This is a genomic window from Paenibacillus xylanilyticus, from assembly GCF_013359935.1.
GTDB lineage: Bacteria > Bacillota > Bacilli > Paenibacillales > Paenibacillaceae > Paenibacillus > Paenibacillus xylanilyticus.
Window position 1 is genome coordinate 219,843 of the sequence record NZ_JABMCB010000179.1, and the last position, 13,914, is coordinate 233,756.

At 47.0% G+C, this 13,914-nt stretch carries 10 protein-coding genes; 2 read left to right on the forward strand and 8 right to left on the reverse strand.

What is annotated here, in order from left to right; genetic code table 11:
• Positions 1 to 41: 41 nt before the first annotated feature.
• The 8 genes from HP552_RS14430 to rpiA all read right to left on the reverse strand — a co-directional run bounded on the left by HP552_RS14430 (position 42) and on the right by rpiA (position 7,819).
• Positions 42 to 1,028 carry an N-acetylglucosamine kinase gene (locus HP552_RS14430; RefSeq protein WP_175396129.1) on the reverse strand — a complete coding sequence of 329 codons (987 nt, stop codon included), beginning with the start codon at positions 1,026 to 1,028 and terminating at the stop codon, positions 42 to 44.
• Between the two features lie 104 nt (positions 1,029 to 1,132).
• Positions 1,133 to 1,846: a class I SAM-dependent methyltransferase gene (locus HP552_RS14435; RefSeq protein WP_175396130.1), complete on the reverse strand. Its 714-nt coding sequence runs from the start codon at positions 1,844 to 1,846 to the stop codon at positions 1,133 to 1,135.
• Positions 1,847 to 1,866: 20 nt separating this feature from the next.
• Positions 1,867 to 2,217, reverse strand: coding sequence for a hypothetical protein (locus HP552_RS14440; RefSeq protein WP_175396131.1), 351 nt, complete (start codon positions 2,215 to 2,217; stop codon positions 1,867 to 1,869).
• Between the two features lie 183 nt (positions 2,218 to 2,400).
• Complete coding sequence (locus HP552_RS14445; protein ID WP_175396132.1) at positions 2,401 to 3,354, reverse strand: alpha/beta hydrolase; 954 nt, start codon at positions 3,352 to 3,354, stop codon at positions 2,401 to 2,403.
• A gap of 123 nt (positions 3,355 to 3,477) precedes the next feature.
• Positions 3,478 to 5,184 (reverse strand): hybrid sensor histidine kinase/response regulator, encoded by a 1,707-nt coding sequence (locus HP552_RS14450; RefSeq protein ID WP_175396133.1) that lies wholly within the window; start codon positions 5,182 to 5,184, stop codon positions 3,478 to 3,480.
• 14 nt (positions 5,185 to 5,198) lie between these two features.
• The gene (locus HP552_RS14455; protein WP_175396134.1) at positions 5,199 to 6,287 is read right to left on the reverse strand and encodes a cobalamin B12-binding domain-containing protein; all 1,089 of its coding nucleotides are present in this window, start codon (positions 6,285 to 6,287) and stop codon (positions 5,199 to 5,201) included.
• A 248-nt stretch (positions 6,288 to 6,535) separates the two neighbouring features.
• Positions 6,536 to 6,997, reverse strand: a complete 462-nt coding sequence (locus tag HP552_RS14460) for a MarR family winged helix-turn-helix transcriptional regulator (RefSeq protein ID WP_175396135.1) — start codon at positions 6,995 to 6,997, stop codon at positions 6,536 to 6,538.
• Positions 6,998 to 7,147: 150 nt separating this feature from the next.
• A complete protein-coding gene (gene rpiA / locus HP552_RS14465) occupies positions 7,148 to 7,819 on the reverse strand; it encodes a ribose-5-phosphate isomerase RpiA (protein ID WP_175396136.1) in 672 nt (223 codons plus the stop codon).
• A 583-nt stretch (positions 7,820 to 8,402) separates the two neighbouring features.
• On the opposite strand from rpiA, the gene HP552_RS14470 reads away from it, so the two are divergent.
• On the forward strand, positions 8,403 to 10,145 hold the full coding sequence (locus HP552_RS14470) for a methyl-accepting chemotaxis protein (RefSeq protein WP_175396161.1): 1,743 nt from the start codon (positions 8,403 to 8,405) through the stop codon (positions 10,143 to 10,145).
• A gap of 44 nt (positions 10,146 to 10,189) precedes the next feature.
• Positions 10,190 to 13,903: a non-ribosomal peptide synthetase family protein gene (locus tag HP552_RS14475; RefSeq protein ID WP_175396137.1), complete on the forward strand. Its 3,714-nt coding sequence runs from the start codon at positions 10,190 to 10,192 to the stop codon at positions 13,901 to 13,903.
• The last annotated feature ends 11 nt before the right edge of the window (positions 13,904 to 13,914 follow it).

Consider the following 13,914-nt stretch of genomic DNA (forward strand, 5'->3'; position numbering starts at 1 on the left):
ATAGATCCGTTATCGTATTGTAGCCGTTAGCCTGTCTAAGTTCAAGTCGTATACCGTTTTAACTGCTCCTGAAGCAGAATAGCAGTACCTTCCTTCACGTGTATACCAGCCAGATGATAAGCATCCAGCAGCGCACCTCCAACGGCCGGCAGGTCACTGGTGATATATTGAAACGTCCTCCCTGTAGTTTGATTATTTTTGGCTAGCCTCTTCTGAACGGCAGCCACCATATAAGGTGAAGTTAGACAGCTTCCAGTCAGTGTGTAAGAAATCTGCCCAGATCGAAAACAGCCAGACAGCATAAGAATCCCCACAACCGCTGTGTCCGCTGCGGAGTCACATACTCTCATGGCAAGTGGGGTTTGCCGGATAGCAGCTTTCGTTACCAAAGGACCCATTTGGCTGAATTTGCGGTTCATTTCCTGCTTATTCTCAGCAAACCCTGCTGCTCCAAGAGCCGTCAACTCTTGTACGGAATGTACATTCCAATAAGCAAGAATTTGTTCGATAAATGGTTGATCCTGCTGCACATAACGGCCTGCAAGAACAGAATGCACGGCATCATAAGACAAAAAACGCGCTGCCGTCGGAGCATAATGTCCCAATTGGTCGTTTCGGATCCATGCTTCTAGCTCCGTCCTGGCAAGGATCAGAGACCCCGTGCCACCTATCGCCACTATTCCTGGCTCACCGTTAAAGGCAGCCGTATGGGCAATAAACGTGTCGTTTACGGCACTTTTTCTACCTGTGATGCCCGTTTTGGCGAGCACTCCCTTAGCCCATGCGAATTCTTCATCCCGATCGAGACCCGCCATACCGGCTTGGATGGCAGCCACCTGTTCTGGTCGAATGCCTGCCTGCTCCAGCGCTTCAGCAATGCCTCCGAGCACATGCTGCTCTGCATGGGAATCGTGATAACGATTACAACCTCCCTTTTGCACATAGGACAGCAGCTTTCCACAATCATCAGCTACAACCACCCGTGTGTGGCTTCCCCCACCATCGATACCTATTACATATGTACTCATCTTATCCCCCACTGTCAATAATGAACTGCTTCCACGTATACTCCCTGCCCTGTAAAGGAACGCTGTGCCGGGCTGTACTACTTCATACACCCGGCAGAACCATTCTATTGCTTCTGTACGGCAAAACGAAGCAGTTCGCAGCGGAACTGTGTCGGTTCATCATACTTTTCCTCCTCGATGGTCTGGGTTACATGTTCCTGAAGCAGTATATTCCAGCCAGCATATGCCTTCTCGAGCAATTTAATGGCTTTCGCTGTAGGCAGGTTGAGCTCAATTAAAGGCTCGATTCGCCGTCCAGTGCTGATTTCCTGCTCTTCCACACTCGTACTCATCGTGATGCAATGAATACCTCCTGCGCGTGTCCCGGCCTGAAGACGATCCAGTGCTTCAAGGAACGCACTCTCATTCGATACATGTTCCAGGCAGGAACATGCTGCAATGAAGTCATAGGTATTCGGTTTGATGGCGTAATGTTCTACATCCGCTTTTTCTGCCTTTACCAGATGATCTACCTGATACTTTTTCGCATATTTTCGAAGTCCTTCTACCGCTTCATCAAGCAGATCGACACCAATGACCTCACTGTTCGTATGCTGCAGTCGCTGTGCAATCGGAATGGTATGCCGCCCCACCCCGCATCCCAGGTCAAGAACCCGCAGTTCCGATTGGTGAGCAAGCAAACGTTCGAGCATCTCCATCACCATCGGCATAGGCCTCGCCATCCATGTACCGGATGCGAATAGTTCGTTATTCTGATAGAAATTGGAATGGTAACCTGCCTCCGCTTTGCGCGCAGCCTCGAATTGTTCATTTCCCATGAATGGCACCTCCATAAATGTTAAAAGCTGATTGACAGTGTCCCTGAGCCTGCGATGAATATGAAGACTAAGATGACCAGCATTACCAGGGCACCTGTCATAAGTAATTTCCCCGTATCCCTTTTGTACGGAGCATCATTAAACAACATTACCCCGCCAATGGCAATCGCTATCGGAGGAAGGATAATGGCTGTTAAAACCAGCAGACCGATGGAGTAGCGATCCAATGTCGCCTCTTCATATTCTTCTATCTGCGCACGCTCAACAGGGACTGTTTTCATCGCAACAAGATTGCCGCATGCTTTACATTTAAACTCGTCTTCACCCATCTCCTCTTGACAGTAAGAGCAAACTCTACGTGAACGTGGCAAATGCTGCACCTCCTTGGTATAGGCATCTACATCTAACTACCCAACATCCGTGTGCGGAATCAGGAAACGGGAATGTACATGCGTTATGAGTGCATCCCTACAATGAGATAACGCTTTCAATATATGCATTCCCTTAAAGGGAATGCAACATAAAACAGTACTCGCTAACCAGCACAACCAATTTTAATTCGCTTGCTTTATTGGCACCTTGTTTAGGAAGGATTCAAGGACCTCCACATATCGGGATCGATCCACTTGAAAAGCTGTGCCGTGCCCTGCACGCGGGATGATCAGTAGTTCTTTTTCAGTGGGACAGGCTTCATAGAGTCTGTAAACCATTTCTGTAGGGACGAAGGTATCTGCCTCCCCATGAATAAAAAGGACCGGCACCTGAACCTTGGCGAGCTGTTTCAGCGCCGATGCCTCCTTGAAGGAGTAACCCGCCTTCCATCTGGAAATCAGACTGGTCACAGGTATAAAAGGAAAGGCTGGCAGTTTGTATAATTGTTTAAGCTGGAACGTGAGCTCATCCTTCACTGAAGTATAGGCGCAGTCCGATACGATCGCTTTCACCTGAGCCGGAAGGGGCTCTCCACCTGTCATGAGGACTGTAGCACCGCCCATGGAGATCCCGTGCAGCACAATGTCTGTCTGTTTCCCCACCTTATCAATGACCCAATTGACCCAATCGACATAATCCTTCCGATCCAGCCAGCCAAAGCCAATCACATGACCTTCACTTTGACCATGAGCACGATCATCAGGCATCAGTACGCTGCAGCCTCTTTTCTCCACGTAGAACCTTGCAAAACCAGCCATCTCCCTGCCTTTTCCCGAATACCCGTGCGCGAGAATCACCGTTGGACGAGATTTATCCGCTGAAGCAAGCCATGTCCCCTGTAATTTCAATCCATCATGGGATAGGATACTTACCGTTTCACAATGCTGTTTGTCCAACCACTCCTGGTCCGATGCACTACTGATGAATTCATTATCCGGTTCTGGCATCAGGTTGGGATTATCCACTAAAAAGGACTTTGGTGCGCGCCTGATCGCCGTTTTGAAGAAGTACAGTCCTCCAATCCAGGTTGAAGCAAGAATGACCAAAATTAATGCAGCTGTTCCGTATAGCAACATATACGTTTCTCTCTCCTTCTCACGATCCTCTATCCATAACACAGCACAGATTAATGCAATTCAAAGTTCAGGCGAAAAAACAGGTTTGCCGCCCTAACCTCTTTCGTTAAGACAGCAAACCTTTTAAATGATGACTTTTTCCAAAGCCTGGCAGGCCTCTTGATATGCTGGCATCAAAGCATCGAGCAATGGCTCAGCCTTCATCACCTGACCTGTTTTGGCAAACTGTTCAATCCTTGCAAAAAGGGTTGAACAGTATTCAATTCCAAGGCTCAGACTTCCTGATTTCAAATCATGAGCACACTCCGCAGCAGCATTATGGTCTCCCGAGACGACATGCCTCCGCAGAACCTCAATTTTGCCAGGTGTTTCGGCACGATACATGTCGAGCAGCGTTTCTAGCAGCGTCTGATCACCATCGTTGTTCAGTTCGGCAATCTCACTCACAATGCTCATATTTAGTATTTCACTGGATTCCATAGGATGCTGCCATTTTTGGATTACACCTCTCAACGATTCCAATGTAAATGGCTTGCCAATAAAATCATTCATTCCGGCTTCAAGACATTTTTCCTTCTCTCCATCCATGACGTTGCCTGTCATTGCGATAATCGGAATGGCATGACGCATTTCATCCTGTTCCATAGCCCTGATTTTACGTGTAGCCTCAAGCCCATCCATAATTGGCATCATATTATCCATCAAAATCATCCCATATTTTTTACTGAGAAAAGCCGAAACCGCTTCTTCTCCATTGGACACGTAATCAACCTGTGTTATCCCTAGTTTCTTAAGCTGCATTAGCACGACCTGACGATTAATACCATTATCATCGGCCAATAAGATTGGCCAGGAATAGGGTTCTTCAAAGGGAGAGTCCATCATATCCGAAGGTTTTTCCACTGGAGAAACTTCAGTTTCTTCCGGTTCCGACTTGCGTCCAAGCGGCAGTTCGAACCAGAACGTAGAGCCTTCACCTTCCCGACTGATTACCCCGATTTGTCCACCCATTAACGTAACCAGCGATTTGCATATCGACAATCCAAGACCCGTTCCTTCATATTCCTTGGAACGACCCTGTTTCGTCTGTACGTAAGGCTGGAACAGCGTTTTTTGATCTTCTTCCGCAATGCCGATTCCCGTATCTTCTACCTCAAATCGGATCAATTGTGAGCTCTCGCTTTCCTTAACGAGGATAACCCGAATGCTTATCAAACCATGGTTTGTGAATTTATTGGCATTTTGGATCAGGTTAATCAGAACCTGAGTAATCCGCGTAGAGTCCCCTTCGAGAACAGGAGAAATTCGCGAATCACAGTCGACAGCCAACTGATTCCCATTTTGGATCACCTTGGGTTCAAGCAAACGAGCGATATATTTAAAAGTAGGTTCGAGCTCTACCTCACCAATCTCAAGACGCATCTGGCCTGCTTCCAATTTGGAAAAGTCAAGAAGATCCTGAATCAGCTTCAGCAGAAGTCTCGCTGCCTCTTGAATCACTTGAACCGAATTCTGCTGTTCCTCCGACAAGGAGGATAGCTGCAATAGTTCAGCCATGCCCAATATCCCATTCAATGGAGTGCGGAAGTCATGACTGATTACGGCAATAAAGGAGCTCTTCGATTCCCCTGCAGCCACTGCTTCTTTTCGTGCGGCATCCAGACTAGCGTTGTTCTTGGCCAGCAGACGCTGAAGTGTCACCAATTCATTATTCATTTCCGAGAATTCATTTAGAATTCGCTCTTCCTGCTCTTTGCTGCGAATGATCTGATCCGATAATTGCTCAATCGTTCTGCGCAGCTTTTCGATCTCACCATTATCATTAGACATTGCGTCATTCCTCTCTATTCGCGGATCATACCAACATTGCTGTTGGCAGATCGCTGGGCCAGCAGATTTTCTGCAACGGCAACAGCTTCATCCGCCCCGGGGGCGTAGCCGTCTGCCCCAATCGTCCTCCACAACTCTTGATCAATGTTAAATGGATAACCGCCTACCATGATTTTCACATGAGAGGTTGCCGGGTGATTCCGAATCATTTGTATAAGTTCTTTGGCAAGATGAAGATGATAGGTCATGGTCACTGAAATGGCAATCACATCTCCCTGATGGCGCTCAATCGCCTCAAGCAGACTGCTATTCGGAACATTGGCTCCCAAATAGTACGTATCCCAGCCCTCCATCTCGAACACATCAGCAAGCATGCGCAAACCAATCTCGTGCTGTTCACTGCCCACACATGCTGCCACCAGCCTTTTCTCCTGTGCCTCATGGATCAACCAACGAGGATAGAGTCGCGATATGATCGCCTGAGTGGCAGCCGTGCAGAAGTGCTCCTGTGCGACGCTAATCTGGCTTAACTGCCATAAACGGCCAATTTCATATTGAGTAGGTTGAAAGATGTAACGATAGATATCCCGAATGCTTGCTCCGCCTTCCAACTCGCGCTCAATAATATGGAATGCCTCTTGGCGTTTGCTGTCCAGCAAAGCCTGCAAATAGGACTTGGCTGCTTTGCCATATGGAAAAGTTTCATTGACGAAGCCCTGAATTGTCTCAGGATGCTGGGTTTGATAGATCCCCATCTCCAAATAATCAAGTACAAGTGTTTTGGATGCATCGTCCAACTCTTCTTCGAGCGTCTCTTTGATCAGCTGCAGATTGATGGCCAGATCTTCCGCCGATACGTGATAACCCGCCAAAAGTGTTTTTAGCCATGATATATAATGTGTAAAAAGGTTAGGGCTCTTCACGAGCACGCTCTCTGCCAGATAGTTCAAACTATAATGTGAATCCTGTTGGGTACGCATTCTCCCATTTTCGCCAAAACGTTCTATCAGATCCGGTTGTAACGTGTACTGCTTTTCCGTTATTTTATCAGCTAGCCCACCTGCCGCTTTTAGCAAGCGTTCCCCAGCTTCCTGATGAGTCATTTTGTTATCCCTCCTCTTGCTGTGCTGTGCATTCGTCTCAACCATCATGTAATCTCTACGCTGCGGTTCGATTCGATCTCAGTCAGCTAATGATCGGGATATACGTTTTAAAATACATCAACTCCAAGAGAACCATCCCATTCGAATCTTCCTATTACAACAATTTTCCTATATTATGAGCAATCCTGCAAGTCACCTAGCCAGTAATGTCCATGTCCACTATTTCCAAACAAAAAAACCGGCCTGCGTTATGAACGCAAGTCGGTCTTTCCTTCCGCAGCCAGCCCCAATTTCTTTAATAAACGAATGGCATCCGCTTTCTCGGATGGCTCCAGGCCTTCCATCGCATCAATGATAACCTGGTGATGCCCAGGGAATATTTGAGTGAACAAATTTCTCCCCTTCTCCGTCAGTTCCGCATAAATGACACGGCGATCTTCCTTGGATGCACGTCGAAGCAGCAAATCCTTATTTTGCAGCTTGTCCACTACATAAGTGATGTTCCCGCTGGACATTAAAACTTTCTCTCCAATTTTCTGCAAGGCCTGTGGGCCCTTATGATATAACAAATCCAGTACCCCGAATTCTGTCGTATTCAGTCCGTGACTCTGTATGTCACGATTGGACCTCGATGTAACGGAATTGTAAGCTCGGGCGAGAACCACGAATAATTGCAAAGACAGTTCCCGATTGTCCTCCGTGTTCGGCATTTCCATTATCCTCCATCAGTTGTTTGCAAATTCAGACTGTGCTTTTAAGGCAAGCATCTGTATCATCACTTACGAATATATCCTATTCAATGAATCCTACGGTTGAAACTAATGCGACTATGCATACATGTATTCGATCCGCTAACGAATTTAGGAACGATGACGCTCATCAATGCTGCCATCATCCTTGGCCAGAATCACGGTGTCCGCCATGTCAACAAACAAACCGTTATCCACCACACCTGGCAGCATGTTTAGTTTTACGTTAAGTTCAGCCGCGTTTTCTATCGCTTCCATTTGGCAATCCGCGATCAGGTTTCCGTTGTCCGTAAGATAGCGCTCATCGCCATTCATGCGCCATTTCGGTCTGCAGCCCAGGTTCTCCAATGCCTGAAAGGTCCATTCAGACGCAAAAGGAACCACTTCTACCGGCAAGGGAAACTGACCCAATTGCTGAACCGCTTTGCTGCCGTCTGCAACAATGATGAGTTTATCACTGTTCGCGGCCACAATTTTCTCACGTAAAAGAGCCCCGCCGCCACCCTTGATCAGGTTAAAATCTGGATCCACCTCATCTGCACCATCAATGGTAATATCCAGCCTTCCAATCTGGTCGAACGGAATAATCGGAATCCCCCACTCCCGGGCGAGCTTGTCCGAAGCTTCCGAGGTAGCCACCGCCTGGATTTGCAGTCCGTCACGTACACGTTCTCCCAATCTGCAAATCGCGAAGTATGCCGTTGAACCCGTACCGAGTCCAACCTTCATTCCATCCTTAATGTATTCTGCCGCCCGCTCTGCTGCAATTTTTTTCAGATTCATCTAAAATAAACCCCCGCCTGCTTATGATTTGAAAAATGCACACTGTCTTTATTATAGATAAAACCGCTTCCGATGTATATCCATGCCGAATGCCATGCAGCAGGAAATTTGATCTAACGACAAATCCCGGATTTCGCCAATTCCAAAATATTACACTACATTCAAACAATCAACTCTTTTAAGGTTCCATGGTGTTTTTTTGTACGTTCCTGTTATAGAATACAGATGGAGACTAAAAAATGGGAATTCCTCCAAATAAACAGTTCTAAATACCTATGTATCAAGTGACATGTCCGCAAATACGTAAATTATTAAAAAAGTTTTAACAAAACTATTCAATTTGACAACATTTCATACGACATATTAAGTATAGATGTGTTTTAATAATTAGACACCTATAGAATTTGAGGTGCAAAAGTCTCTACTTTACGACTGTGAAATTAAGACCATGGTCGCATACATAAGCTTTGGAGGAGGAACAACAAATGACTTGAATGGCTGCATTCATGCAAGCAAATAAAAGGTTTGTTAATTACAAGAAGATCAGGAGTGGAAATTAGTGAAATCATTCAGTTGGAAAAGTATGTCCTTTTTCTCAAAAAACTTATTACTTTCATTTACGAACATCATTATTATCGGGGTTGCACTTATTGCAAGCAGCTATTACTTCCAAAAAACGGTTCTCGTAGAGCAGCTGCATGGACAAGTAGAACAAATCACCAAAAAGTGGGCTGAAGGAATTAACGCTGCCGACGTAGAGGCTGCCATAGCAGAAGGTAGTTATGACGGAAAAGTACAAACTCAATTACGTGCTTATTTCGATGAAATGCAAGAATATTATCCTAACATCGCCCAGGCTTATATCTTTGGTGTAGAACTAGGCGGGGATACGAAAAGAGAAACCTCCCTCGTAGCCATGCCAACCAATCTGAGAGAAGCATTCCAAAGCGATAATGTTAATATTGGCGACATGTATGAGCAGCCTGTTGTTGTAGCCAATGCACTGAAAGAAATGCTTAACACGGACCGTCCAACCTTTACTACTTTCTATTCAGATGATTTTGGAACGTGGACAACCATTGCTTACCCGATCAAGGACAGCAACGGCAAAATCTTCTCTTACTTTGCGGTCGATGCAGATGCAACAGCAGTACCAACCGGATTGAAATCTCTCCTTAAAAACGGGATCATCATTTTGGTTGCATTCCTTCTGTTGTTCCTGATTATTCAATATCTGGTTGTTAAAAATACCCTATCCCCTATCCGTCACCTGATTAAAGGCATTGATGACGTTAGCCGGGGTAATTTGAATGTCAACATTCCGACAGGAAAAGATGACCTTGGACTTGTCAATGAGAAATTTAATACGATGGTTCGCAAAATCAATGACACGATCGTTAAAGTGCAAGTCACTTCTCAAGAGGTGAACCAATCTGCCAAAGAGTTGTATGAGGTATCTGAGAAAAACAGTGAAAACGCGGATTCCATTAACAGTAATGTTACACAAATCACCTCTAACATCCGTGGGCAGGAACAGGCAAGTATCGATAGTGCCCGCGCCATGGCTGAGATGGCAACTGTCATTCAAACGATTGCAAGCAGTTCCTCTAATGTAGCGGATGAAGCTTATGAGATGGAGCGTCGTTCCCAGCAGGGGAACACGGTTGTTCGCCAGGTGTCCCAGCAAATGACGCTGATTACCGAATCGGTAAAGAATACGGCTTCTGCAATCCAGGTTCTAGAGAGCCGTTCACAAGAAATTGGAGATATTCTGAATATCATCTCCGGGATCTCCAGCCAAACCAACCTGCTTGCACTGAACGCATCCATTGAGGCAGCACGTGTTGGTGAAGAAGGTCGAGGATTTGCCGTTGTCGCCGGTGAAGTTCGTAAGCTTGCCGAGCAATCCGAACAGTCCACAAGCCAGATTGCCGTATTGATTGATGAGATCCAAACCGAGATTAAACAAGCTGTCCGCGCAATGGAAAAAGGTACTGCAGAAGTCGATACCGGGCTTGACGTTGCCGATCAGACAGGCCAGTTGTTTGAAGAGATTCTGGAAGCTGCGAAGAAAGTATCGAACCAGATTCAGGAAGTTTCCAGTGCTACCGAAGAAATCTCTGCAAGTACAGAGGAAATGACCGCAACTGCGGATGATCTGTCCGCCAGCGTCAGCAAAACAGCAGACAGCAGTGAGCGGATTGCCGCTTCCGTGGACGAACAGAAGGCTTCCCTGACCACCCTTGTCGATTCCTCCACCCGTTTGAACAGCATGTCCGAGGAATTACAGGAATTGATTTCTCACTTTAATGTTAGCAAGTCATAAACAAAATACAAAAACGAACGTTTAAATCAAGGAGGAAAATAGACGTGATCGATAATCACTCTTCATCTTCCCAGACAGTGGAATCTGACCTGCCAGTTCTCCAGATTCCACTGGATTTTGGGCGCCGTCAACAAACCTTTTCTTATGAGTCAGCTCATATAGAGCTGCAGCCATCACAGAGCCGTGAACTTACACAGAAGTATGGCACAAAATCAATCTATACCGCGTTGTTGTCCGCATATGCTGCCCTGTTGTTCCGGCTTTCAGGAGAACAGGAATTAGCTGTAGGTACCCTTGCTCCCGATCAGGCTGCATCTGTTCTGCTCATGCAAGTCCATGGCAAAATGAGTTTCCGTGAGCTAAGTGATCAGATCTCTCTTCTGCAACAAAAAGGAGATGCTGCACAGCCAGGTGCTTATCCGGAAACCCTGTTTATGTTTAACAGTGTTCAGCTTCCTCAGGCTCCGCAGGTTTTAAACTGGAATATTCGTGAGGATCAGGGTGTACTCATCCTGGATTTGTTCTTTGATACATCCCTTCTGAATGAAGCGACAGTGATGAGATATGCAGAGTACTACCAGACCCTGCTTCTCTCCATGGTTCGCGATGAACACATGGCTATCGGCTCAGTAGATATCCTGTCTGCCTCCGATCGAACGTTGTACCGGGAGATGAATGATACCTGTGTGACTGAACCTGAACATCAGACTATACACGGCTGGTTCGAAGCTGCGGCAGCCGAGTACCCTGATTCACCTGCGATCACTTCCCCATATGGTCGGTACAGCTACAGAGAATTGAACGAACGTGCCAATCAGGTCGCACGTGTGCTGTTATCGAACGGATTGCAAAAGGGTGAATTTGTCAGCATCTTTATGGAGCGAAGCCTGGAAACCATCATTTCCTTGCTCGGCATTCTGAAAGCAGGCGGTGTATATGTTCCGATTGATCCTGAGCACCCGCAGGAACGCAACAGTTACATCGTGGAAGATACAGCTTCTTCTTTTGTCCTAACCAAAGAGTCCTCTTTCACTGAAGCTTCCCGGTTGTTCTCCGGTATTCCTACAGTTCGGCAAATTCTTGCCGTGGATGGACGCTTGGCCGGATTTGCAGCAAGTAATCCTAATATTGATATCCAACCGGACGACCTGGCTTATATCATCTATACATCCGGATCCACAGGCAAACCCAAAGGCGCGCTTGTGGCCCATCGCGGCGTTGTCAATCTCGGCAGCGTTGTACAGCGGGATTGTGATATCAAGCCTGGTGACGTGTTGACCCAGTTTGCTACATACAGCTTCGATGCTTCGGTATGGGATACCATTGGCGCATTGTTCTATGGAGCAGAGTTGTATCTGTTATCTGCCGAGGAACGTGTATCCGTAGAAGAGTTTGCCACAGCAATCGAACGTACAGGCACAACGATCATAACCATCTTGCCCACAATCTTTTTTAATCAGCTTGCATCCTATCTGTCAGACGAAGGGTTCCACAAGCTGGCCAAAGTCAGAATTATTACCGTTGCGGGCGAGGCTCTCTACGGAGAACAGGTTCGTGCCTTCCAGCGCAAGTTTGGTAACCAGATCGATATCGTTAATGTGTATGGACCTACCGAATGCACGGTAGCGACAACGACTCACCGAATCAGTGAACCCGTTCCTGACCATGTCGTTAACATTCCGATCGGTAAACCGATTCATAATTACAAAGTTTATATCGTCAATGAAGAACAGCAGCTCTGTCCGGTAGGTGTGCCTGGTGAAGTGTATATTGCTACTCCGGCGCTGGCCAAAGGATATTTGAACCAACCAGAACGTACAGAGCAGGCGTTTATTGATAACCCTTTTGCGATCGATGAGAAAATCTACAAATCCGGTGACATAGCCAAATTACTTGATACCGGGTTGCTGGAATACGTCGGACGCAGTGATTCTCAACTGAAGATCCGTGGTCATCGGATTGAGATTGGTGAGATTGAAGATCACTTCTCGCGTCTCGAAGGAATCCAGGATGTCGCAGTTATTCCGAAAAAAGAATCTGACGGTCAGAACATGCTTGTGGGATATTTCACGTCCAAAGATGGCAGCACCCTGTCCGTTGCGGATATCAAAGCCCAGTTGGCAGACAAGCTCCCTTCCTATTTTGTACCCAAATGGGTCTGTCAGCTCGATGAAATGCCGATCGCACCAACCGGTAAAATTCATCGCAAAGCAATGGTCTCTCTGCCAAACGAAGAACGACATGAGAATCGGCCAGACCGTGTAATGCCTGAGACGGAGACCGAGGCCATCATCTTCAATGCCTGGAAAGAGATTCTTGGACACAGCGACTTCGGTATCGAGGACAGCTTCTTCACCATCGGTGGTGATTCCTTGCGAGTGATCCATGTACTGGTTATTCTGAAGCCGCATTATCCGCAGCTGAAGATTGCCGACTTTTTTGCAGAGAAGACGATTCGCTCTCTGGCACTGCGGGTACAATCACTCGCGCAAATGACTCAGCAAACTGCACCATCCGCTGATCAAGCAGGTGTGATTACCCAGCTGGCCGAGCATCCAGTCGAACTGGCATCCCAACTGGGATATCCGGAGATTCGCAAACCGGAACACGTTCTGCTAACAGGAGCTACGGGTTACCTGGGATCACACGTGCTGCAGCAGCTCCTTCTTCATTCCGAAGCGACCATTCATGCGCTTGTTCGTCGTCCATCCGACGGCAGTACAGCCATGCAGCGTTTAAGTAAGGTCATGGCAGGCTATTTCGGTCCAGACCTGAGTCTGCTCCTTACGTCACGAGTGGAGATTATCGAGGGAGATCTGGAGCAGCCAAACCTTGGGCTATCTGCTGAACAAACCAAACATGTACAAGCTCGAATTGACCGTGTCATACACTGTGCCGCCGACGTTCGGCACTTCGGAGATGCGGAACAGTTTGCCAAAACCAATGTAGAGGGTACAGTTGCCTTGTTGAATCTGGTTCGCAGCAAACCTGGAGCATCCTTCCACCATGTGTCCACCATGGGCATACCGGAAGATCTTGCACTCAGCGGACAGTGGGAATCATCATTGCAGTATGATCGCTTCCCGGCAGACCTGCATGTAGAAAACCTATACTCGGACAGTAAACTTGAAGCAGAGAAAGTGCTTATGATTGCTGCTGAGGAAGGTGTACCTGTAAGCATCTATCGTGCCGGAAACCTGACGTGTCATTCAAAAACGGGACGCTTTCAGTCCAATATTGACAGCAATGCCTTCTACCGCATGATCAAAGCCATGCTGCTTCTCGGTAAGGCTCCAGCTGCTGATTGGATGGTCGATTTTACACCTATCGATTATGCAAGTCAGGCGATCGTGCATTTGGCTCTGCGTGATGATACTGCTGGACGGGTATTCCATATTTGTAATCCCGAGTCCATCAGTTACAATACGCTGATTGCATCAATAAATCGTGCCGGATATGCAGTCGAAACGTTACCTTTTGACGAATATACCAGCTGGTTATTTGATTCAGCCATCACCAAGGATCCAGAGGCACTGCAGCTCGCGATTGCCCAACTGGAAGGTGACGGTGCTAAGGATTCGGCATATGTATATGCCTGCCCGGTGACAACTGCGTATGTGGAGCCAGCAGGAATCCACTGCGCCAAAGCGGATGATCAATTCATTTCCAGCATGCTGCAATATGCAGTGAACATCGGTTATTTCCCTGCTGCGATCCAGCCGCAGTTCGGCGCTTCCACTTCTTCTACTTTGGAGTAGCCATACCATCT

Bases quoted from the DNA above. Each gene is read 5' to 3' on its own strand.
- HP552_RS14430 (WP_175396129.1), bottom strand. From the start codon at position 1,028: ATGAGTACATATGTAATAGGTATCGATGGTGGGGGAAGCCACACACGG.
- HP552_RS14435 (WP_175396130.1), bottom strand. From the start codon at position 1,846: ATGGGAAATGAACAATTCGAGGCTGCGCGCAAAGCGGAGGCAGGTTAC.
- HP552_RS14445 (WP_175396132.1), bottom strand. From the start codon at position 3,354: ATGTTGCTATACGGAACAGCTGCATTAATTTTGGTCATTCTTGCTTCA.
- HP552_RS14450 (WP_175396133.1), bottom strand. From the start codon at position 5,184: ATGTCTAATGATAATGGTGAGATCGAAAAGCTGCGCAGAACGATTGAG.
- HP552_RS14455 (WP_175396134.1), bottom strand. From the start codon at position 6,287: ATGACTCATCAGGAAGCTGGGGAACGCTTGCTAAAAGCGGCAGGTGGG.
- HP552_RS14460 (WP_175396135.1), bottom strand. From the start codon at position 6,997: ATGCCGAACACGGAGGACAATCGGGAACTGTCTTTGCAATTATTCGTG.
- rpiA (WP_175396136.1), bottom strand. From the start codon at position 7,819: ATGAATCTGAAAAAAATTGCAGCAGAGCGGGCGGCAGAATACATTAAG.
- HP552_RS14470 (WP_175396161.1), top strand. From the start codon at position 8,403: ATGTCCTTTTTCTCAAAAAACTTATTACTTTCATTTACGAACATCATT.